The sequence below is a fragment of the Sphingomonas sp. BE138 genome, from assembly GCF_031456125.1.
In the GTDB taxonomy this organism is placed as follows: domain Bacteria; phylum Pseudomonadota; class Alphaproteobacteria; order Sphingomonadales; family Sphingomonadaceae; genus Sphingomonas.
This window is the reverse complement of the sequence record NZ_JAVDUC010000013.1, coordinates 33,904-57,323: the sequence shown is the minus strand read 5'-3', so window position 1 is coordinate 57,323 and position 23,420 is coordinate 33,904. Positions and strand designations below refer to the sequence as shown.

13 protein-coding genes are annotated in these 23,420 nt (G+C 69.0%); 6 read left to right on the top strand and 7 right to left on the bottom strand.

Annotated elements, in window-relative coordinates; all coding sequences use genetic code 11:
- Positions 1-85: 85 nt before the first annotated feature.
- Entirely contained in the window at positions 86-655 is a 570-nt protein-coding gene (locus tag J2Y58_RS15400) for a septal ring lytic transglycosylase RlpA family protein (protein WP_310104847.1), read from the top strand.
- Between the two features lie 45 nt (positions 656-700).
- Here J2Y58_RS15400 and J2Y58_RS15395 read toward each other — a convergent pair whose 3' ends face one another.
- From J2Y58_RS15395 to J2Y58_RS15385, 3 genes are all read right to left on the bottom strand, one after another.
- The gene (locus J2Y58_RS15395) at positions 701-3,796 is read right to left on the bottom strand and encodes a TonB-dependent receptor domain-containing protein (RefSeq protein WP_310104844.1); all 3,096 of its coding nucleotides are present in this window, start codon (positions 3,794-3,796) and stop codon (positions 701-703) included.
- A gap of 306 nt (positions 3,797-4,102) precedes the next feature.
- Positions 4,103-6,487: a M10 family metallopeptidase C-terminal domain-containing protein gene (locus tag J2Y58_RS15390; RefSeq protein ID WP_310104842.1), complete on the bottom strand. Its 2,385-nt coding sequence runs from the start codon at positions 6,485-6,487 to the stop codon at positions 4,103-4,105.
- A 48-nt stretch (positions 6,488-6,535) separates the two neighbouring features.
- Positions 6,536-7,117 (bottom strand): hypothetical protein, encoded by a 582-nt coding sequence (locus J2Y58_RS15385; protein WP_310104840.1) that lies wholly within the window; start codon positions 7,115-7,117, stop codon positions 6,536-6,538.
- A 268-nt stretch (positions 7,118-7,385) separates the two neighbouring features.
- On the opposite strand from J2Y58_RS15385, the gene J2Y58_RS15380 reads away from it, so the two are divergent.
- The 3 genes from J2Y58_RS15380 (at position 7,386) to J2Y58_RS15370 (ending at position 16,592) form a co-directional block, all read left to right on the top strand.
- Positions 7,386-14,429 carry an autotransporter outer membrane beta-barrel domain-containing protein gene (locus J2Y58_RS15380; protein WP_310104838.1) on the top strand — a complete coding sequence of 2,348 codons (7,044 nt, stop codon included), beginning with the start codon at positions 7,386-7,388 and terminating at the stop codon, positions 14,427-14,429.
- Positions 14,430-14,527: 98 nt separating this feature from the next.
- Positions 14,528-14,944 carry a cupin domain-containing protein gene (locus J2Y58_RS15375; protein WP_310104837.1) on the top strand — a complete coding sequence of 139 codons (417 nt, stop codon included), beginning with the start codon at positions 14,528-14,530 and terminating at the stop codon, positions 14,942-14,944.
- Between the two features lie 106 nt (positions 14,945-15,050).
- A complete protein-coding gene (locus J2Y58_RS15370; RefSeq protein WP_310104835.1) occupies positions 15,051-16,592 on the top strand; it encodes an amidase in 1,542 nt (513 codons plus the stop codon).
- Here J2Y58_RS15370 and J2Y58_RS15365 read toward each other — a convergent pair.
- The 4 genes from J2Y58_RS15365 to J2Y58_RS15350 form a co-directional block, all read right to left on the bottom strand.
- A complete protein-coding gene (locus J2Y58_RS15365) occupies positions 16,565-18,139 on the bottom strand; it encodes a cryptochrome/photolyase family protein (RefSeq protein WP_310104833.1) in 1,575 nt (524 codons plus the stop codon). The genes J2Y58_RS15370 and J2Y58_RS15365 overlap by 28 nt on opposite strands.
- Before the next feature lie 125 nt (positions 18,140-18,264).
- The gene (locus J2Y58_RS15360; RefSeq protein WP_310104831.1) at positions 18,265-19,245 is read right to left on the bottom strand and encodes a sensor domain-containing diguanylate cyclase; all 981 of its coding nucleotides are present in this window, start codon (positions 19,243-19,245) and stop codon (positions 18,265-18,267) included.
- Positions 19,232-19,471: a hypothetical protein gene (locus tag J2Y58_RS15355; protein ID WP_310104827.1), complete on the bottom strand. Its 240-nt coding sequence runs from the start codon at positions 19,469-19,471 to the stop codon at positions 19,232-19,234. Before J2Y58_RS15355 ends, J2Y58_RS15360 begins: the two co-directional genes overlap by 14 nt.
- Positions 19,472-19,599: 128 nt before the next feature.
- Positions 19,600-21,579, bottom strand: coding sequence for an energy transducer TonB (locus J2Y58_RS15350; protein WP_310104823.1), 1,980 nt, complete (start codon positions 21,577-21,579; stop codon positions 19,600-19,602).
- Here J2Y58_RS15350 and J2Y58_RS15345 point away from each other — a divergent pair.
- Positions 21,578-22,063, top strand: a complete 486-nt coding sequence (locus tag J2Y58_RS15345; RefSeq protein ID WP_310104821.1) for a hypothetical protein — start codon at positions 21,578-21,580, stop codon at positions 22,061-22,063. The two genes, J2Y58_RS15350 and J2Y58_RS15345, sit on opposite strands and share 2 nt — an antisense overlap.
- Positions 22,064-22,561: 498 nt before the next feature.
- Positions 22,562-23,368 (top strand): 2OG-Fe(II) oxygenase, encoded by an 807-nt coding sequence (locus J2Y58_RS15340; RefSeq protein ID WP_310104818.1) that lies wholly within the window; start codon positions 22,562-22,564, stop codon positions 23,366-23,368.
- Positions 23,369-23,420 lie beyond the last annotated feature (52 nt).

Sequence of the window (23,420 nt, the reverse complement as noted above, 5' to 3'; positions counted from 1 at the left end):
ACTGATCTAGGATAACAACACCATACGAGCAACCGGATTCGGGCGCGGTTGCCGTTACGGCCACCGGACGGTAGCGGAGCGACGCATGAGCGCGCGCCTCCTCCCCGCCTGCCGCATGGTCGCCGCGATCGTGGCGACGACCGCGCTGGCGGCGTGCGGCGGACGCTACCGCGCGGTCAGCGATACGCCGGTGACGATCGGGCGGCCCTATGCGGTGCGCGGCGTCACCTATGTCCCGGCGGCCGATCCTGGCTATGACATGCTGGGCCGCGCGAGCTGGTACGGCGGCGAGAGCGGCGACCGTACCGCGCGCGGCGAGAAGTTCCGCCCGAGGTGGATCACCGCCGCGCACGCCACGCTGCCGCTGCCGAGCTATGTCGAGGTCACCTCGCTGGATACGGGGCGCGTGATCCTGGTGCGCATCAACGATCGCGGGCCGTTCGCGCGCGGGCGGATCATCGACCTGTCGCGCGGCGCGGCGCAGGCGCTGGGCCTGCGCGACGCCGGGCACGGTGCCGTGCGGGTGCGCGTGGTCGAACCGCCGGAGCGCGACCGCGACCGGCTGCGCCACGGCAAGCCCGCGCTGCCGCGCCCCGACGCCGACCCGCGCTCGCTCGCTTTCTGGCGGTCGCAGCTCGCGGCGTCGGGAATGTGAGGCCAGGTCGACACGTCGAGGGATCGACGTGCCGACAGCGTTCGATCACAGCCTCAGCGAAACGCCCGCCACGATCTGCCGCCCGAGCAGGTCGTAGCCCATGATCGTGTTGCCGCGCAGCAGCCCGATTCGCGCGCGGCTGTCGGGGACCAGCGGCGGGTCGCGGTCGAAGATGTTGTTCGCGGCGATCCGGAACGTCATCCGCTTGCTGATGTCGAAGCCCAGCGCGACGTCGATCCAGTTATAGGCGTCGATGCCCGGATATTGATCGCGACGCGCGCTTTCGTCCTGCGCCGGGATGCCGGTGTCGGCGGGAGCGTAGAAGGTCGTCGGCATCGCGCCACGATGACGCCAGTTGACCGAGACGTTGGCGACGCGCTCCGGCGCGAACCACGTCACGCGCATCTGGTGCGCCCAGCGCGGCAGGCTCTCGCCGCAGCCCGTGCCGAAATAGCCGGTGCAGTTGCGGCGGATCGCGTTGGGCGACGCCTGCCCGCCGTTGCGCGTCATCAACGTGCCGTTGAAGCTGACGTCGAGCAGCCCCGCGCCGCCCAGGCCGACGTTATACTGGCCCTGGAAGTCCCAGCCGTAGGATTGCTCCTTGTAGCCGTTCGACGACCCGCGCGCGACCCAGCCGGTCGCCGGGCTCGATGCCGGCGAGCTCGACAGCGTGCCGGTACCCGGATTGCGGACGATGCCGCGGCAGAAATATTCGAGCCCGGTGTTGAGGCATTCGTTGATGATGTCCTGCGGTTGCAGAAACACCAGCTGATCCTCCAGATCGATCAGCCAGCGATCGACCGACACCACCAGCCCGGGAATGAAGCGCGGGCGCAGGACGACGCCGAAGGTCTTGGTGTATGCCGTCTCCGGGGTCAGGTTGAACCCGCCCTCGCGCACCGTGCATGCATCGTTCGGGCAGATCAGCGACGTGCTGCCATACAGGTTCGCGGGCAGCCCGGTGTTGGCGCATTGCGCCGCGGTGAAGGCAGGTGCGAGGCGCGGGCCGGTGGGATTGTTGGGGTCGACGCGCGGCGCGCATGGATCGGCGTAGAAGCCCTGGTTCCAGAACACGTTCGCGGCCCCGGCCGCTGCGCCCACGCCGGGTGCCGCCTGCGCCTTGTTATAGGAGGCGCGGAAGGTGATGTCCTCGACCGGCGACCACAGCCCTTCGACCTTCCAGGTGGTGAAGCGGTTGTCGAGGCGGTTGTACTTCGACACGCGATAGCCGCCGTTGAACTGCAGCAGCCGCGTCCACGACTGGTTCTCGACCAGCGGCGCCTGGATCTCGGCATTCGCCTCCAGGATGTTCTGCGTCACGCGGACGCGCTGGCCACCGTTGTTCTCGATGAAGATCTCGTTGGGATCGGTGCGGTCCATCTCGGCACGGAATTCGGCGCCCAGCGCGATTGCGAAGCCCTGCTCGGCGAACGGCGAGGTGATGCCGTATTTGCCGAGGTCGCCGCTGGTCGTGGCGAGGAATTGTAGCAGCCGCGGGATACGCTTGCTGATGCCCCCTGTCGCGCCACCCCCGTAAAGATAGTCGTTGACCGCAGCGTCGCGGCTGAACGGCACGAAAGCGTTGAAGGGTACGCAGCGCGGGTCGGAGCCGTTCACCACCGAGCGGCAGGTCGGCACCCCGCCCACGCTGACGACGTCGAGCGAGCGGTTGACCCGCTCCGGCGCGGCGAACGGGAAGTCGATCGTGTCGAGCTGCGCACGCGAGATCATCCCCGCGACGTCATAGGTCCACGCATCGCCCAGCGTCTTGCCGCGAAGCCCCGCGACGATTCGATAGCCCTCGTTGGTGAACTGCTGCCGGACGAGCGGCAGGCCGTCGAAACGGTAGCGCACGTCGAGCGGCGCAAATTGTCCCGCAACCCCGGCGTTGGCACCGCAGAGGGTGGTGGCCTGCGACGCCGACAGGAACGGATTGTCGCAGTTCACGCGGTACGGATCGGTGCCGAACGCGGTGTAGGACAGCGTCCGGTTGAGCTGCGTGTTGTACGATTTGTCGCGGTAGAACAGCGCATTGGCGTACAGCTCGATCTCGTCGGTGATCTCGGCGGTCAAGAAGCCGCCGACGTTGACGCGCTCGAACGCACGCTGCGACAGGAAATCGTCATAGGGGTTCGCGGACGTGCCCGTGCCCGGCGGACCGCTGTTGATCGGGATGAAGGTGCCGCTGCCGTTAGGGTTGTTGACGAGCTGCTGCTCGCTCCGAGTGCCTGGCCGCGTGACGATCGTGCCGGCGGGGGTGTAGCTGGCACGGCTGCAACCGAGCGGCGCGGTGTTCGATGTCTGGAGCACCTCGCAGATCGAGTACGACCGATCGCCCAGCTTCACCGGGCTGGACTGGCGATAGTTGATGAAGCTGCTGAAATTGACGCGACCGTCGAACAGACTGGTGCCCGCCGCCAGACTGATGTCGCTGCGACCGCCGTCGTTGGTGAGCCCGTTGGGCGAATTGAACCCGGCCCGGCGCGCCGCCTCGGTCACCGCGCTGCTGGAATTGTCGTGGTTGAAGAAGCTGTAGTTGGCGTCGATGCGGATGCCTTCAAAATTCTTCTTCAGGATGAAGTTGACGACGCCCGATACCGCGTCCGAGCCGTAGACCGACGAAGCGCCGCCGGTCAGCACGTCGATACGCTCGACCAGCGCATTGGGGATGATCCCGACGTCGACGCTGTTGGGCAGGCCGATGCGCAGGCCGTCGATCAGCATCAGCGTGCGCTCATAGCCCAGGCTGCGCAGCTTGATGCGCTGGCGGCCTTCGGAATCGCTGAAGTTCTGTTCGGAATTGACCTGCACCTGCGGCAGGCGGTTGACGACCTCCTCGATCGTGGTCGCGCCCTGTGCGGCGATGTCGAAGGCGGTGGTGGTGACGATCGGCGCCGCCGAGCGGTTGTTGGGGCGCACGATACGCGTGCCGGTGACGACCACGTCGCGCGTGCCCTCGCTGCTCTCGGCGGTGTCGCGCCCGACATCGGCGGCCAGCTTTGCGGAGGCGACCGGATCGCCGATCGCGGTTGCTGGCGCGGTATCGGCCGGCGTGGTGCCCGCCTGCGCCAGCGCCATCGACGGCATCGCCATCAGTGCCGCCGCGCAGCATCCGCTGGCCAGCACATATCTCATCATCATCACTGTCGACTCCCCTTCGCTCCCTGAAGCGCCCGGGAAGATCGGTGCCGCCCGGCTTTTCGGCCCGGTCCTGCACCCTCGCGATGTTCGGCTTATCTCCCCGTCGTCAGCGTTAAAAAGGTGTCACCAATTACTTCATTTAACAATACCAATTTCATTAATAGTCGAACTTTCGTCTTATCACATGATTGCCTTTTCGACTTGCGACACACCCCAAACGCAATACGGCGCGGAAAGAGGGTCCTCTTTCCGCGCCGTAGCAAATGACACCGGTCGCCGCGGGCGCAGGCGCCCGCGGCGGATGGATCAGGCGAACAGGATGTCGCTCTGGTCGATGCGGATCATCGTCTGGATCGAGAAGTCGGCGACGCCGTCGCCGTTCACGTCGCCTTCCAGGAAGTTCATGCCGTCCACGCGGTAGAAGCGCAGCTCGCCGGCGGTCTTCGAGAACGCCTGGTCGCCGATCCACGCGAACGGATCGATCGCGCCGCCGGTCTTGGCGTCGAGCTGCGTCAGGTCGATCAGGTCGACACCGCGGGTGAAGTCGGTGATCCGGTCGCGCGTGCCCAGATCGGTGAAGCGGAAGATGTCCGCCCCCGCGCCGCCGGTCAGCACGTTGTTGCCCGCACCGCCATACAGGATGTCGTTGCCGTCGTTGCCGCCCAGCACGTCGTTGCCCGCACCGCCGAACAGCACGTCGTCGCCGAACACGCCGTCGAGATAGTCGTCGCCGGCCCCGCCGTAGAGCTGGTCGCTGCCCGCGCCGCCATACAGCTGGTCGTTGCCGATCCCGCCGTCCAGCCAGTCGTCGCCGCCGTGGCCGTAGATGACGTCGTCGCCGGCCCCGCCGAAGACGGTGTCGTCGCCGCCGTTGGCGTACAGCTTGTCGTTGCCGGCATTGCCGGTCAGCGTGTCGGCGTTGTTCGAGCCGTAGATCGTGTCGTCGAAGGCGCTGCCCTCCACCGCCTCGATCCCCGACAGCCGGTCGCCGTTGGCGTCGCCCTGCGTGCCCGCGCCGGTCGACAGCGACACGGTGATCGCGGCGGCCGCGTTGCGGTAGCTGGCGGTGTCGAACCCGCCGTTGCCGATCAGCGTGTCGGCGCCGGCACCGCCGGTCAGCGTGTTGGCGCCGTTGTCGCCGGCCAGCACGTCGTTGAACTTCGTGCCCTCCAGCCCTTCGATGCCGGTGTAGATGTCGCCGCGCGCATCGCCCGCCGTACCGCGCCCGGTGAGCAGCGAGGCCTGCACGCCTGCGCCCGCGTCGCGGTAGCTGGCGGTGTCGGTGCCCGCCCCGCCGGTCAGCCGGTTGGCGACCGCATTGCCGATCAGCACGTCGTTGCCGCTGCCGCCGACCGCATTCTCGACGATCGCGCCATAAGCGATACCGACATTGTCGGTCAGCCGCAGGTTGCGCGTGCCGGCCAGCAGCTGCGCATAGAGCGCGTCGTAATCGGCGCGTGCGATGGCGTCATAGCCGAGCGCGGCGCGGTTGGCGTTGACCTTCTCGAACGTCAGCTCGGTACGGACCTGCTCGGCCGTGACGCCGCCCATGCTGCTGAGCGAGCCGGGATTGAGGTTGATCTCGGAATCGGTGGCGAAGCCCGAGCCGTCGAGCGTGTCGGTGCCGCCGGCATCCCAGATCGTCACGATCGGCGCCTTGTTGACCGTGAAGTCGAACACGGTCTTCCCCGCGGTCGCATTGAAGCCGTACACCGTGTCGCCGGTGCGGGTGGTGGTGTCCGCGCCGTACATCTTCTGCACCGCCAGGATGTCGTGGATCATCGGCGTGCCGCCATAGGCGCGCGCCATCGTGTTCCAGTCGATATCGCCCGCACCGATCGCGCTGGGGTTCCAGTACGACATGATCGTGTAGTTGCGCGAATCCTGGTAATATTCGGCGCCGTTGGTGTAATTGACCGCGAAGCCGGGGCCGAAATTGTAATTGCCCGGGTGCGACAGGCCGATGGCGTGGCCGATCTCGTGCGTCAGCGTGTTGAGGCCGTAGCCACCGGGCAGCAGCTGGAAGTTGCTCGGCTGGCTCGCCGAGACCCACACGTCGCCGACGATCCGCTCGGCATCGCCGTTGACGACCGGATCGCTCGACACGGTCTTGGACGGCAGCCGCGCATAGGCCTGCGTGCCCGGCGCGCTCGCCAGGTTGCCGAAGTTGATGTCGGCCTGATAGGCGTTCACCTCACGGAACGAGATGTCGACCACATCGTCCCAGAAGCTCATCGCCAGGCGCGCCGCGCCCTTCTGCGCATCGTTGAAAGCGGCGAAGTTGAAATATTCGTCGAGATATTCGACGTTCCCTTCGTAGCGGTAGGAATAGCCGCTGGCGCCGAGCTGCTCTTGCGAGAAGTGGAAGCCGAACGTCACCTCGCGCACGTTGCTGTCGCCCTGTCGCGCCGCATTGGGGCCGACCCAGCTGGTGCCCGAGCGGTTGAGGTAGCTCGCGATCTGATCCGCCGACCAGATCGCCTTGCCGTTCGCCGCGGTGGTGCCGGCCAGATAGTCGACCGAGCCCTGCTCGCCCGACAGCTTCAGCCCCGCCATCGGATCGACCTTGCCCACGTCCTTCTGCACGCCCGAACAGGCCGGGCAGGTGCAGACCGTGTCGTTCAACGGATTGGTCTGATGCTCCGGATGCTGGATCAGCTGATCCACCGCCGCCGTCGTCCCGATCGCCATATACTCACTCCCCGTTGTGATGTGTGGTGGTTGGTATGCGTGCCCGCGTCATGAGTGCGGTGCGGTCTCCGGCGACAACGGCCGGCGCGGCCCGCCCCGCGCGGGCGCCTGCCACGGCAGCGTCTCGGCGAGCAGCGCGGCGACCGCGCGGTCGAGCGCGGCGGCATCCCCGGCCGCCACGACGCGCGGGCGCGCGCCGAAGAACTGCCCGGCCCCGGCGGCGTTGCGGAACGGCCTCAGCGTCAGCGCCATGACCTCCGCGCCGCCGACCCGCTCGACATTGGCATGGACCAGCAAGGTGACGCGCCCCGGCGCCAGCGCCGCCCCGCCGATCGCGGCGACCTCGACCGGCACCGGCGCGCCTTTCGCGGCCTGCGCGCGCACCGCGGCGCACACGCGGTCGTGGAGCGCACCGGTCTCGACGCCGCGGGGCGTGTGGACAAGGCAGGTGACGCCGAGCGACGTCACGTCCTGCCAGATCGGTGCCGGGCTGGCGGCGGCGGGCTGCGCGCCGGACGCGAGTGGCGACTGATCGGGGGCAGAGGGCTGCGCATCGGCGGCGACGGCGAGCAGCGCCAGCGACGACGCCGCCGCGACCCGCACTCCCGCCCCCCGATGCTCGATCCCCACGCCGGCACACCCCCGAAGAAGTTTCGACGGAGACTGTCGCGCTGTCCGGGTAGCGTCAATGGGGTTTTAACCACGACTTCACGAAAGCATCATTTTTGCGCGATTTGTGGTTTTCCGCGCAATGCATCCACGGCTGATACCCATTTCGGGTCACGCGCGGTCGCAAAAATTGCCTTCAAAATGCTCGGGACGTGCTGGACCGGAGCAATTCGGAAATCTACGCCAACCAGCATCGGCGAGGGGACGCCGGAACATTGGGGTGGGACAGATGGCAGTTCAGCGTTCGGTGCGGTTGCGCCGTTGGTCGCTCGCGCTCGGCACGAGCATCGCGGCGATGGGGGTGGCGTCCTCGGCGCAGGCGCAATGTTCGCCGGATCCCGTCACCTCGTTCAACACCACCACCTGCACCGGCACCGATAACGACGGCTTGATCGCCGATGCCTTCGCCGCCCGCGTCGTGGTGGCGGAGGGGGCCACGGTGCGAGGCGGGTTCTTTGCACCGATCGATACCCGGTCGCAAAGCGCGACGTTCACGATCAACGGCACCGTCGACGGCGACAGCCGGATCGGCTTCCTCGTCAGCAACGGCCAGCCGTATCAGGCGCCGTGCGACCCTTATGCCGGCGCGTCGGTCATCGTCTGCCCGCCGGGCCTGCAGACCTATTATCCGTCGGCACGCGCCGACATCACCGTCGGCGCCGCGGGCAGGATCACCGGCGGACAAGGGCTGGTCAGCCGCCGGCTGTCGAGCAACAGCAGCGGCGAGATCACCGTGACCCTCACCAACGAGGGAACGATCGCCGGCACGAGCGGCGCGGCGATCCGCGACGCCAGCACCGTCCTGACCGTGAGCAACAAGGCCGGCGGCACGATCCGCGGCGTCGGCACCGCCATCGACACGGACGGCACGCTGCGCCTCGTCAATGCGGGTGCGATCGAAGGATCGGTGATCTCGCGCACGACCGGCAGCACCAACGACGGCAGCAGCATCGATACGCTGGCCGGTACGATCACCGGCGACCTGACCCTGGGGGCGGGCAACGATACGCTCGCGGCCCGCTATGAGGCCGGGCGGATCGTGACCGGTATCAGCGGCGCGATCGACGGGGGCGCGGGCATCGACACGCTCGACATGCGCCTTGCCACCAGCGCCGACTTCGCCACGCTGCCGCTCTTGACCGGCTTCGAGCGTCTGTCGCTGCGGATGAGCGACGCGCCGGTGGTCGCGATCGGCACGGCCGGCGGTGTCATCGACGGGGCGCTCGCGCTTGGCGGCGACGGCACCGTCACCATCAACGGCACCCTAACCGGAACCGGGCAGGTCCTGACCGCCGCCTCGTTCGACGGCGCGCCGACCATCGTCAACGCGGGGACGATCCAGGGGACCTCCGGAGGCGCCAACACCTACCTGGTGCGCATCAGCGATGCGAAGCGATTCCAGAACGACGGACTGATCGACGCCGCGGGTAACGGCGTATCGATCAATGCGCAGGGCATGTTCGTCAACGCCGGGACGCTTCAGGCCAGCGGCACCGCACTCGACCTGTGGGGAAGCGGCTTCACGAACACCGGGACGATCCGCTCGACCGCCGGGGTCGGCGCGATCATGAACGGTTCGTCGGGCACGAACTGGAGCAACAGCGGCACGATCGAGGGTGCGATCGCTGCTGTGCGACTAAGCAGCGACCTGGCCAACACCGGGCTCATCACCTCGCCGGGCTTGGCGGTCGACCTCGGTTATTACGGCGTCCTGTCCAACCGCGCCGGGGGCCGGATCGTCGGCAACATCGGCCCGCAGGTATCCGGCACCGGGCTGTTCAACGCAGTGGTCGCCAATGCCGGGACGATCACCGGCAACGTCTCCTTCGGCGGCAGCAACAACAGCAGCTATAGCAGCAACCGCTATTTCGCGCTGGCCGGCGGCGTGCTGGACGGCAACCTGACGCTGGGCCGCAACGAGATGCTGGTCACCTCGCTGACCGGCGAAGGCAGCAGCGGCTTCGCAGGGATCAACGGCGCGGTGTTCGCGACCGACGCGTTGCTGCGGTACCGCGTCGATGTCGACACGACCGTGTCAGCGATCGCGCGTCTTGGCTTCGCGGAGGTCGGCTACGATCTTATCAACAATGCCGGGTTGACGCTGACCGGCGCGACCACGCCGCTGGCGTTCGCCGGCAACGGCAGCGTCGACCTCACCGCTGACATCGCCGCCACCACTCAGGCGGCGATTTCCGTTTCGAACGTCACGATCGCACCGGGTGAAACGCGCCCCGATCGTGAAAGCGTGTCGATCACCAGCTACGGGACGCTGACGCTGGATCGCTCCGGCGGCAACGCCAACGCCTTCGCCGCAGTGCGGATCGGCGGCGACCACCGTTTCACCAACGCTGGCACGATCGTCGTGCGCGGCCTGGGCGGCCAGGGATTCGTGACAGGCATCTACAGCGACTTCCAGGGCGAGGTCACCAACAACGGCACGATCACGCTGGACGGGGCGACTGGTATCGGCGGTGCGGCTACGGTGACCAACACCGGCCGGATCGTGCAGGTCGAGGGTGGACGCACCGCCACGGGTATCGCAACGTTCGGCACGCTCGATCTTACCAACAGCGGCACGATTACGGTCGCCGGCACGGCGGTCGACACCACGCGCCTGACGCTGGACAACAGCGGCACCATCACCAGCACCGACGCACGCGCGATCGGCGGCAACGATCTTCCCTATGCGACGATCACCAATCGTGCGGGCGCGACGATCTCGGGCAGTGGTACCGCGATCCGCATGGCATCGGGCAGCTTGAACAATGCGGGCGCGATCATCGGTTCGGTGGACATGCTCTACGGCGGCGCGACCTATGTCGCGCAGGGCGGCACGCTCACGGGCGATCTGCGGCTCAACAATGGCGCAAACACGCTGGTCGTCTATGACGGCGTGACCGGCGTCAGCGGCACCATCTATGCCGATGGCGCAAACGACACCTATGTCGATGCCCGCACGACCAATGCCACCGTCACGTTGGGCAATCCCCTGCCCGCCGCCTTCGAACGCGAGGGCGTCCGCGCGGTCGGCACCGACACGGTCATCACGCTGACCGGCACCGCGGACACGCTGAACCTGTCCGGCACCGGCGCTTTCGTCAACACCGTCACGACCGCCAATGGCGCCACCACGGGCGACGCGTATTCACGGGTCGACGACCGCGAGGTGCCGATCCTGACCTCGTTCACCAATCAGGCCGATATCCGCGGAGGTTTCAGCGGGCAGACCCGGCAGTTCGTGAACGCCGCCGGCGCGACGATCAAGACCAACATCTCGCCCGGCACGGCGGTCGACATCCGTCAGCTCGCTGCGATCGATTTCCTCAACGACGGCACGATCGGCAACGATCCGGACAGCGCAGCCGCGATCTTCTCGCGGACGGCGATCACCGCGACCAACCGCGGGACGATCGACGGCAGCCTCGATCTCGACGTGCAAGGCAGTGCGATGGCACCGACCGCCGGTCCGGTCTCGATCGCGTTGACTAACACAGGCCGGATCACCGGTGCGCAATATCGCGACCAAGTGCAGATGACTGCTTTCGATGGCGCCAATGTCGGAGCATCGCTGACGCTGGACAATCGTGGATCGATCGTCAGCAGCACCAGCGGCGATACCGCAGTATACTTGGCGACCTATTCCAGCCAGCCGTCATCCGGCATGAGCCAAGCCGTGCGCACGATCAATGTGACGAACAGCGGCACGATTCGCGCGAACGCCGGTGGACGGGTCGACGAATATTACGACTTTTTCACCGGGCAGACCGTTTCCTATCCCCGCCCCGCAACGGCGTTGTCGCTGCATGCGGACACCGTCAGCGTCGCCAATGCCGATGGCGGCACGATCGAGGCGACCGGTGACCTTTCGGTAGCGGTGACGACGTCCGGCGCGCTCGACCTGACCAATGCCGGTACGATCCGCGGGGGCGCAGGCGCGACATATAACGGCTTCTATTACGCGGGTGCGATCCTGACAGGCGACGCCGCCGACCGCATCACCAACACCGGCACGATCATCGGCTCGATCGGGACCGGCGCCGGTGACGACCGCATCGAGAATTACGGCACCCTCGACGGCAACGTCTTCCTGGGCGACGGTGACGACACCTTCCTGCACCGCGCATCGGCGACGCTGACCGGCACCGTCGACGCCGGCCTGGGCACCGACAGCCTCATCATCGATGCCAGCGCCGGTGGCACGGTGCGCGCGGCGCAGTTCATCAACTTCGAACGCTTCAGCCAGATCGGCAACGGCGCGGTCGATTATGTCGGCGCGTTCCAGGCGAGCACGATCGGAGTCGCGGGCGGCACCGTCACGGTCGGCGCCGGCGAGACGCTGAGCAGCGCCGGCGCGGTCACGATCACCGGCACCGATGCCGCGGAGACGGTCGACAACGCCGGCACCATCACCGGCGCGGTCGACCTCGACGCAGGGAACGACACGTTCGTCGAGCGCGCGGGCAGCAGCGTTGCGGGCGGCGTCGACGGCGGCGCGGGCGTCGACACGTACCGTGTCGCGCTGTCGGGCGACCGCAGCGGTCTCGGCACGCGCAGCGGGTTCGAGCAGCTGTCGATCACCGGCACCGGCACGCTGGCGCTGACGCTCGACCAGCGCTTCGACAATGTCGCGCTCGCCGGCACCGGCCTGGCGCTCACGTTGAACGGCAACACCATCGGCGCGGTCACCGGCAGCGATGCGGCCGAGACGCTGGGCGTCGACGGCGACGTCGCGCGCGTGGCGCTGGGCGGGGGCAACGACACGCTGGCGCTCGGTACCACGACCGCGGCGGGCAGCTATGCGGGCGGTGCGGGCAGCGACACGCTGCGCTTCACCAGCACCGCGCCGGTGACGCTGGCGGGCGTCGCGACCGGGTTCGAGACGCTGGCGCTCGCCGGCAACAACCTGATCGTCGCGGGAACGCTGGGGGCGAGCGGCGATGCGATAACGCTCGGTGACGGCGCGCAGACTCTGGTCGTCGCCGAAGGCGGCACGGTCGGCGGGACGCTCGACATGGGCGCGGGCGACGACACGCTGGCGTTCGCGTCCGCGATTGCCGCGGGCCGCTTCACCGGCGGTGCCGGCAGCGACATGCTGCGCTTCACCAGCACCGCGCCGGTGACGCTGGCGGGCAACGTTAGCGGATTCGAGACGATCGCGCTTGCCGGCAATGCGCTGACCGTCACCGGCACGCTGGGTGCCGCGGGCGAGACCGCGACATTGGGCGACGGCGCGCAGGCGCTGACGCTCGGCAACGGCGGGACGATCGCGGGGACGATCGATCTGGGCGCGGGCAACGACAGCTTCAGCCTCGCGCCTGGCGGCACGCTGAGCGGCACCGTCGCGGGCGGCGCGGGCGACGACATTGCCTCCGTCGGCGTGGCGGGCACGCGCACGCTCGACGCCGCGTCGCTGACCGGGTTCGAGACGCTGGCGAGCACCGGCACCGGCACGCTGACGCTGACCGGCGCGCAAAGCTACCGCCAAGTGCTCGCGGGCACCGACCTGACGATCGCCGGCACCGGATCGCTGACGACGCAGACGCTGCGCATGGCCGGCGGCAACGAGCGGCTGACGATCGCCGGCGGCTTTGCGGGCGCGGTCGACGGCGGCGCAGGGACCGACACGGTCGCGGTGTCGGGGGGCAGCTCCAGCGTGCCGGTCGCCTTCACCGACGTCGGCAATGTCGACGCGTTCGGGATGAGCGGCGGCTATGCCACCGTCTCGGGCAATGCCGCGCTCGGCACCGTTGCGCTGACCGGCGGGCGGCTCGTCGGGCTCGCCAATTCGACGCTGTCGGCCAGCCGCTTCGACGTCGGCAGCGGCGCGACCTTCGGTTCGGCGGGAATCGTCAACGGCAACGTCACCGTCGCGGGCACGCTCAGCCCCGGCGCGTCGCCGGGCACGATGACCGTCAACGGCAACGTGTCGCTGGCCAGCGGCTCGCTGTCGGTGTTCGAGCTGACCCCGACCGTGTCGGACAGACTGGTCGTCAACGGCGCGCTTCAGATCGCGAGCGGCGCGACGTTGCAGATCGTGCCGGTCGGCACCCTGCGCGCGGGCACCAGCTACGACCTGATCACCGCCAGCGGCGGGATCACCGGCGGCTTCACCACCGTGTCGAAGCCGGCGTCGCTCTTCGGCGTGATCGTGCAGCGCGCCGATCGCATCCAGCTGCTCGGCCAGTTCCTGACCGACGCACGGTTCTCGCCGCAGGTGGCGCGCAGCGTCGCCTATGCCAATGCCACGCTGGCGGTGCAGCCGGCGACCAGCGCGCTGTTCGGCAGCCTGCCGGCGCTGGTCGACGCATCGGGCGCATCGAACGCGCGCGCCTTCGCGCAGCTGACGCCGGAGGCATACGCCTCGGCAACGCAGCTCGGCATCGACCATGCGCTGTCGCTGACGCAGGTCGCGCGCGGCAACGCCTTTGCCACCGACCGCGCGGAGGCCGGCGCCTTCACCGTCGCGCAGACGATCGGCCAGTGGCACACGCTGCAGGGCGACGCCGCGCAAGGCAGCAGCACCGCGCGCGCGCAAAGCTACGGCTTCCTCGGCGGCGTCGGCTACGGCGACCGCGGCTGGATGGTCGGCGCGTTCGGCGGCTACCTCAACGGGCGGCAGCAGATCGGCGCGCTGGGCGCGCGCACCAAGGCCAGCGGCGTGGTCGCGGGCGTGCACGGCCGCTACGGCGCAGACAGCGGCTGGGGCTTCAGCGCCTCGGTGCTGTACGACGGCGGCAAGGCGCGCACCGACCGGGCGCTGCCCGGCACGGTCGCGGCGACCGGGCGCTACGACCTGCACTCCTGGGTCAGCGACATCGCGGCGCATTACGGGATCGACGCCGGCGACGGCTGGTCGTTGCGCCCGCGCGTCGGGGTGACGTACATCCGCACCACGCGCGACGGCGTGGCGGAACGGGGCGGCAGCGCGTTCGCGCTCCAGGTCGCGCGTGACGTCCATGTCGCAGGCTTCGCCGACGCGGGCCTGACGCTGGCGCGCAGCGAGGCGAGCGACGCACCGTTCCGCCCGTTCGTGACGCTGGGCGCACGTTACCAGATCGAGGGGCAGCGCGCCGACGCGCTGGCGGGCTATGCAGGGGGCGGGCTCGGGCTGAGCGCGGTCGGCGCGGCACGCGGCGAACTGGTCGGCACCGCGGCGGGCGGCGTCGCCTATCGCCTGCCGGGCGGCCTCGACCTCTACGCCTCGGCCTCGGCACAGACCGGGCGCGACGACCACCAGGAGACGATCACCGCCGGCGTGCGGCTGCGCTTCTGATCGTAAAGGGGGCGGCCTCGGGTCGCCCCTCCCCATGCATCCCTTCGCGCCCTGCACCGTTCGTCCCCTCGACCCCATTCGAGAAAGGACGGAACATCATGGCGATCTTCAACAAGGACATGGTCGACCTCGCCGGCAAGAACACGCTGTGGCAGAAGGAAGTGTACCGCGACGCCAAGGTGCAGATCGTGCTGATGAACATCCCGGCCGGCGAGGAGATCGGGATGGAGACGCACCGCGCCGACCAGACGACCTTCATCGTCGAGGGCGAGGCGAAGATCACGATCGACGGCCACAACACCACCGCCGGGCCGAACCATCTGGTCGTCGTGCCCAAGGGCGCCGAGCACAATATCGTCAACAAGGGCAGCGCCGCGCTGAAGCTGTTCTCGGTCTATGCGCCGCCTGCCGAGCCGGAAGGCGCGGCGTTCAAGACCAAGGCCGAGGCGGAGGAGGCCGAAAAGGGCCTGCTCGCCAAGGCGGCGGAAAAGGTGAAGGACGTCGTCGGCGGCTGACGCGGCGACCATGCCGGGCCGTCGTCGCACGGCCCGGCTTGATGCAGGCGCTTGCGCCGGTGCGGGCGGCCGCTGCATCGTACCTCGAAAGCTCGAGGGGAAGATGATGCGCCGCCCGATCCTGTTCGCCCCGATCCTGTTCGCGATGTCGCTGGCGGCCGTCCTGCCGGGTGCGGCATCCGCCGAACGCGTGACGGTCGAGGAACGGTCGATCGACACGCTCCAGGCGCAAATGACCGCGCGCAAGGCCAGCAGCGTCGACCTCACCCGCGCCTATCTCGCGCGCATCGCCGCCATCGACCGCAAGGGGCCGGCGCTGCACAGCGTCCTCGCGCTCAACCCCGACGCGCTGGCGCAGGCGAAGGCGCTGGATGCCGAGCGCAAGGCCGGGCGCGTGCGCGGGCCGCTCCACGGCGTGCCGGTGCTCATCAAGGACAATATCGAGACCGCGGACCGGATGGCGACCACCGCGGGCAGCCTCGCGCTCGCCGCCAATGTCACCGGCCGCGATGCACCGCTCGTCGCCGCGCTGCGCGCGGGCGGCGCGGTGATCCTCGGCAAGACCAATCTGTCGGAATGGGCGAACATCCGCTCGACCCGGTCGATGAGCGGGTGGAGCGCGGCGGGCGGGCTGGTGCGCAACCCGTACGCGCTCGACCGAACCGCATGCGGCTCCTCCTCGGGCTCGGGCGCGGCGGTCGCGGCCAGCCTGGCGGCGGCTGCGGTCGGGACCGAGACCGACGGCTCGGTCGTCTGCCCGTCGTCGATCAACGGGCTGGTCGGGTTCAAGCCGACGCTCGGCCTGGTCAGCGGCGAACGCGTCGTGCCGATCAGCCACAGCCAGGACACGCCCGGCCCGATGGCGCGCAGCGTGCGCGACGCCGCGCTGTTGCTGGACGCGATGACCGACGGCACGCACGGCTTTGCGGCAGGGCTGAAGGCCGGCGCGCTGGCGGGGGTGCGCGTCGGCGTGATCCGCCCGGCGAACCTGCGCCCGGAGCTCGCGGCGCGCTTCGACGCGGCGGTCGACGTGCTGCGCGCGGCGGGCGCGGTGCCGGTCGCGGTGACGATGCCCGAGCTGCCCAGACTGGGCGAGGCCGAGCTGCTGGTGCTCCAGACCGAGCTGAAGGCGGACCTGAACGCCTATCTCGCCACCACCCCGCCGGCGGTCGCGACGCGCACGCTGGCACAGGTGATCGCCTTCAACCGCGCGCACGCCGCGCAGGAAATGCCGTTCTTCGCGCAGGAAACGTTCGAGGCGGCCGAGGCGACGAAGGGCCTCGACGATCCCGCCTACAAGGCGGCGCGCGCCACCTCGCGGCGGCTGGCGGGCACGCAGGGGATCGACGCGATGCTGGCGGCGGCGAAGGCGACGCTGCTGGTGGCGCCGACATACGACGCGGCGTGGCTGAGCGATCCGGTGTACGGCGACCAATATGACGGCCCCTCGGCATCGACGCTGCCGGCGGTCGCGGGCTATCCGCACCTGACCGTGCCGATGGGGCTGGTGCGCGGGTTGCCGGTCGGGCTGTCGTTCATCGCGACGCGCGGGCAGGACGCGGCGGTACTGGCGGCGGGTTACGCCTATGAGCAGCGCGCGCCGGCGCGGACGGCACCGCGTTATCTGGCGACCGCCGCGGGCGACTGACGCGCCCACCCCTCGCCCGCCGGCACCAGCGCATCGAGGAACGCCGCCGCGCTCGCCCGATACTCGGCCTGTTTCTCCGGCGGGAACCGCCCCCACGTCGCGTACATGTTGCGCATCCGCGGGTTGCCGGCGAACCGCCGCTCGTGCCGCGCCAGGAAGTCCCAGTACAGCGCGTTGAACGGGCACGCGCCCGCGCCGGTCTTCTTCTTCACGTCATAGGCGCAGCGCCCGCAATAATCGGACATGCGGTCGATATACGCCCCGCTCGACACATACGGCTTGGACGCGATCATCCCGCCGTCGGCGAACTGACTCATGCCGACGACGTTGGGCAGCTCGACCCATTCATACGCGTCGAAATAGACGACCAGGAACCAGTCCGACACCTGTGCCGGATCGACGCCGGCCAGCAACGCGAAATTGCCGAGCACCATCAACCGCTGGATATGATGCGCATAGGCCTCGCGCTTCGTCTGCCCGACGCTTTCGGCCAGGCAGCGCATGTCGGTGTCGCCGGTCCAGTAGAAATCGGGCAAGGGCCGCACCGCCTTCAGCGCGTTGCGCTGCGCGAACGCGGGCATGTCCCACCAATACATGCCGCGCATATATTCGCGCCAGCCGATGATCTGCCGCACGAACCCCTCGACCGCGTTCAGCGGCGCGTCGCCGCGATCGTAGGCGGCGACCGCGGCCTCGCACACCTCCAGTGCTCCCAGCAGCCCGAGGTTGAGGCACAGCGACAGGCTGCTGTGGAAGAGATAGTCCTGCCCCGCGACCATCGCGTCCTGATAGCGCCCGAAGTCGGGCAGCGCGGCGGCGACGAAATGGTCGAGCGCCGCCAGCGCCTGCGCGCGCGTCACCGGCAGCGCGAACGGTTCGAGGTCGCCGAAATGCGCGGCGAAGCGCCGGCCCACCAGCGCCAGCACCTCCCTGGTGACGTCATCGGGCGCGAAGCGTTCGGGGGCGGGATAGTTCACCCCGCGCGGCGGCGTGTCGCGATTGTCGTGGTCGTAGTTCCACTTGCCGCCCTCGGGCTGGCCGTCGGCGGTCATCAGCAGGCCGGTGCGCCGCCGCATGTCGCGATAGAAGAACTCCATCCGCAGCTCGCGCCGCCCCTGCGCCCAGGCGTAGAAATCGGGCAGCGGGCAGACGAAACGGTCGTCCTCCAGGATCTCGACCGGCACCCCCGTCTCCGCCGCCCACGCGTCCTGCGCCTGCCGCACGCGATACTCCCCGCCCGCCACGACGCGGATCGCGCTCGCACGGTGGCGCGTGGCCGCCCGCGCGACCTCGCCGGTGAAGCTGTGCGTGTTGCCGTCCGCATCGAGCGCGACGTAATCGACCGTCCAGCCCTGCCCGCGCAATTCCTCGGCGAAATGGCGCATCGCGGCGAAGATCAGCGCGATCTTCTTCTTGTGGTGCCGGACGTACGTGGCCTCGTCCCACACCTCCATCATCACCACCACCGCGTCGCCGCGGTCGACGTCGCGCAAGGAGGCGAGCGTGTGGGAAAGCTGGTCGCCCAGCACCGGGATCAGCGTGGTCATGGCGGGTGGAACGCACGGTAGCACGATCGGGCGCGTCAGGCCCGCCTCGCCGTCTTCGTCATCCCCGCGCAGGCGGGGATGACGGCGAGAGTCATTCGGGGTCGCTGGCCTGGATGTCGGTCGACCTAACTGGGCCGCACCGCATTCCGCCCGGCCTGCTTGGCGGCGTAGAGCATGGAGTCCGCCGCCTGCAGCCAGTCCGCGAACGCGGTCACACCCGCGGTCAGTCCCGCCACGCCCAGACTGGCGGTGACATGCAGGGACAGGCCGTCCGACACCCGCACGCGATGCGCATCGATGGCGTACCGTATGCGTTCCGCCGCAAGGCTGGCCTCGCGCTCCCCGGTTTCCGGAAGAAGGATGCCGAACTCTTCCCCGCCCAGCCGGCCGAGCACGTCGCTGGGCCGGATCGTCGATTTGATCACATCCGCCGCATGGCGAAGCACCGCGTCGCCGACGGCGTGGCCATGGCCGTCGTTGATCGACTTGAAATCGTCGAGGTCCAGGATGATCAGCGAGCCGGGGCGGCTGTACCGCGTCGAACGGGCGATCTCGCGCTCCACCTGCTCGACGAAGCCGCGGCGGGTCAGCGTACCCGTCAGATGATCGGACTGCGCGATCAGCCTGAGTTCGAGTTCGTCGCACACAATATTGGCGAAGTTCGACAGGATGCCGATGTCCGCCGGGCTGAAGCGGCGCGGTCGCGTGTCCATCGCACACAGCGAGCCGACGTTATGGCCGTCGGGGGTACGCAAGGGGACGCCGGCGTAGCTCCTGATGAACGGCGGCCCCGCGACCAGCGGGCTGTCGGCGAAGCGGGGATCGGCCTCGGCGTCTTCAACGACCAACGGATCGCGCTGCTGGATGGTGTGGGTGCAGAACGACACCGATCTCGGCGTTTCGTTCGCCTCGACGCCGCGCTTCGCCTTGAACCACTGCCGGTCGCGGTCGACGAGCGTCACGGTTGCGATCGGCACGGCCAGCACCGTCCGCACGAGCGTGACGATCTTCTCGAACGGCTGCTCGATCGGCGTATCGAGGATCGCCAGCCGCTGAAGCGCGGCGAGCCTCGCCTCGTCGTCGAACGGCGCCTCACCCACGATCATCGCCCTTGATCATCTCGCGCACGGCGCGGGTGAGTTCGTCGGCGTAGCTGTCGACCAGTCCGCGAATGCTCGCCTCGACGGTCGCCTCATCAACGCCCGCTGCCCGCAGGCTGGACACCAGCGCGGCGAGATGCGCCTGATGCCGATGGACGCTTTCCAGCAGCGCCGCAGGGATTTCGAGCGGCGCCGCGTTGATCGGCGTCGGTTCCAGTTCGTCGATACGCAACGATGTCTCCCGGGCAATACGGCACTGGAATAACACCGGAAGATTGTCGTCGCATTAACCCCGTACGATCGCCAGGCGCGCGCCGCCATCGCGCCCGGCGACACGATCCCGCTTCTCGCCGCTTCCCCTTACGACGACGGCGGCCGGCTGCCCGGCAGCAGGAAGCGCACCGATTGCTGCTCGCCCGAACAGGCCAGCGCACCTTCGGGGCGGAAGGTGCTGGTGTAGCGGGTGCCGCGCGCGATGCCGTTCGCGGCCTCGTCGAAGACGAACGGCGGGTAGGCGATCACCACGCGCGGTGCGACCGTCCGCCCGTCGGGCGCGATGTCGAAGGCGGTGCGCACCCAGCCCTCGAACCCCATCCGCTGCGCCTCCTGCGGGAAGTCGTTCGCGCCGGTGCCCAGCCGGCTCATCGCCGGGGTCAGCCCGATCATCGCGCATTGCTCGGACGTCAGCCCGGTGCGGTCGAACACCGCGCGCGCACCCGCCACGTCGCCCTTCGCCGCGACGACATTGGCCTCCGCCAGCAACGCGGCGATGCGCAGCGGATGCCGCTCGGGCAGCGCGCCGCCGTCGCTCACCTGCCCCAGCAGCACCGCGGCGTCGGCGGGCGGTCCTTTCCGCTCGCGCGGCTGCGCGATCAGCAGCCGGAGGGTCGCGGCGGTCAGCGGGTCGGTCGCGAGATCGGGGCGCGCCAGCAGCGTGCGCAGCCCCGCGCGTTCCTTCTCGACATTGCCGTAGGGCAGCTCGCCGCCCTCGATCGCCAGATAGCCGCGCACCGGCGCCGGCGCGCCCAGCGCCTCGACCGCGGTCGTCGCGTCGGCGAAGAACGCCGGCCGCTCCTCGCGCGTCACCACCGGATTACCCGCCAGCGCGAGCGCGGCCTGCGCCGCCTTCGCCCGGTCGCCGCGGGCGGTCGCCGCCGCCAGCGCGGCGCGTTGCAGCGGCAGCGCCGCGGCGGGGGACAGTTCCGCCCACGCCGGCGTGCCCGCACCCTTCTCCGCCAGCCAGCCTTGCGTCGCCTCCGCCAGCGGCGCGACCAGCTCCGGCGCGCGGTCGCCCTTCACGCAGCGCAGCTCGACGCGCGTCGTATAGCGGAACAGCGGCGGGATCTTGCGGGCGTCCTCGGCGCGCCACGACCAGTCGCCGACCGCGCGCGCGAAGGCGATCGCCTTGTCGCGCCCGCCGGTGGCGTAGATCGGCGCCACGCCCGAGACGTGGCCGTCCTCCTCCAGCGAGAATTCGACGATCGCCTCGTCCGCCGGTGTCAGCCCGCCGTCGCCGCACGTCGGCGGGGCCATCGCCGCGGAGCTGGTGAAGGGCGTGTTCTCCACCCGCCCCGCGCCGGTATAGGCCAGGTACAGCCGCGCCTGGTCGCGGTCGTTGTTCTTCAGCGCCGCGATCGCCAGGTCGGACCGCGTCGCGATGTCCGATGCCGTGACCTTGTTGGTCAGCCCGCCCTGCTTGGACAGGCTGTTCTTCAGCAGCGCATAGGCTTCCTTGAACTGCCCCTCGTTCAGCAGGACGCGCGCACGTATCGTCTGGATCGCGGCGAGGTTCTTCCTGCCGAGCTCGGGCGATCCTTCCGCCAGCCGCAACGCCTCGTCGGTCGCGGCCAGCGCGCGGCCGTCATGGTCGAACAGCGTCACCTGCGCGATCCGTAGCAGCGCGGGGATACGCCCGGCATCCTTCAGCTGCGCGGCGGCCGCGGTATAGGCGCGCGCGGCGGCATCATAGTCGAGGTCGCGCTGCGCCAGCCGGCCGAGCGCCATGTGCGCGTCGTATACGTCGCCCGAAAACGCCTCGCCCTTCGCGGCCAGCACTGGCAGCCCGCGCAGGATCGCCGCCTTGCCCTCGGCACCGCGCCCCAGGTCGATCAGGCACGTGCCGCTCCGCACGTCGACCGTGGCGGCGAGCAGCGGGTTGCGGCTGCCCGCCAGCGTCGCGAAGCCGCGCACCGCCTCGGCACAGCGCCCGTCCGCCGCGGCCTGGCTGGCGGCATCGAACCGCGCCTGCGCGCTCTGCTGGGCCGGGGGCGGCGCCGCCGACGTAGCGGCGGGCGCGGCGGCTTGACCGGCCAGCGCCAGCGCGAGCAAAGATATCGACATGGACCCTCCCGTTGCTGCCGCGAACACATCATGGCGCGCGCGTGCTGTCGAGGGGGGTCGTGGCCCGATCCGGGCGGCGGTCCTGCTATGCGCCGCGGCGGCCGCGCCCGCCCTTCCCGCCGCCGCGGCGCCGGACGTGCGCTATCCGCCCGACAGCGTGCTGCTGCTGGTCGCGCCGTGGTGCGCGCCGTGCCATGCCGAGCTGGCGCGGCTCGACGCGATCGCCGCAGGCGCGCGCCCGCGAGCGGTGCGGGTGTTCATGGTCGACGAGGGGCCACGCGCCGCGGCGATGTGGCGCGGCGTCCCCGCCGGCTATCGCTGGACGCCCCCCGCCGGCGAGGAACGCCGCTACCGCGCCGACGCGATGGCGCGCACCGCCGGGCTGCCGTTCAGCCTGGCGACCGACGCGCACGGGCGCGTCTGCGCGGCGCGCGGCGGGGGGATGGACGCGGCGCGCGTCAAGGCGCTGGCGACGGAGTGCTAGGCTCCCCACCCCCCCCCCCCGGGGAGGGGTGCGTCCGGGCGATGTTCGACGCCCGAGCGGTGACAGAAGCCGGCATCATCCGCATATGTTCCGTTTTTGTTCTGTCCTACATCGACCTAACCTGCTGAAAGGGCGTCAGGAAAGGAGTCGAGTCATGACGATCGACACGCCGATGCTGCTGGCGGTGGCCGCGATCCTCACTGCGCTGGCGAACGTGATCTGGTCGATTCGCCGCAAACCCTGAGCGGCGCGACCGGCCAACTCGTCAACAGTGGCACAGACCACTAGGCCGATCACGACGGCATACCACCGTCAATGATGTTTACACGACGACCCCACACGATCACAAGTCGAGCACATCGTGATGGTGGGCAGAGGTCCGTGGTTCAATCCATCGGCATCGGGCATCCAAGCCTAGCCAGACCGATACAATGTCGATATTCGCGCTACAGCATCGTAAGCGTGAGACACACCGGAATGACTGGATCATCGGGCACCATGGCCGCAGCTCCCGCCCTGCGGATATCGGATGACATGCACGCTGCAATGTCGGCGCGGAATTTCCACTCTGCGCGACCATTCCCGGTCGTGATCATCGACGATTTCCTACCGGCCGACTTCGCGGATCAACTCCATCGCGAGATCCTCTCGATCAAGGACCTTAACCAGTCAAACGACTACATCTTCGCCAAAAATAAGTTCGAGTTTCCTGCGCTCGAGCAAATCGGCCCGTATGGTGCCGAATTTAAACGCTTCCTCCTGTCCGGCGAATTTGCGGCCGCATTGACGGAAATGTACGGCAAGCCGCTATTCGTCGATGCGCACTTCACCGGCGGTGGAGTTCACCGTGGGGGAAGCGGCTCGTTTCTCGATATGCATGCCGATTTCGGGCGCCATCCGGGCGAACCGCAGTGGGTGCGCGAACTCAATATCCTGCTGTATATGAACAAGGATTGGCAACCCGACTACCTTGGGTCGCTCGATCTGACGAACGCAGAAACCGGCGAAAGCCGCGCCATTGCGCCCTTGTACAATCGCTGCGTCTTGATGCTCACCAAGGATCACACGCTTCACGGTTACAAGAAGACGGCCTTTCCCGACGGAAACTTCCGAAATTCGATCGCGGCTTATGCCTATTCGCTGGAACATGACGAAGCGAAGCTCGCCGAGCTGTCCACCACCACAAAGTGGCAGCCCTCCGATGCGAGCGTGGTGAAGCGCGGCGTCGCCGCCATCGCACCAGCACTCGTTCGCCTCAAGCAACGCCTGTTGGGCAGCAACACCGTCAAGAACAGCAAGAGATAGAGAAAGCATCGACACGCTCTCGGCGCTCGCATGAGAGAACGAAGCTGCCGAT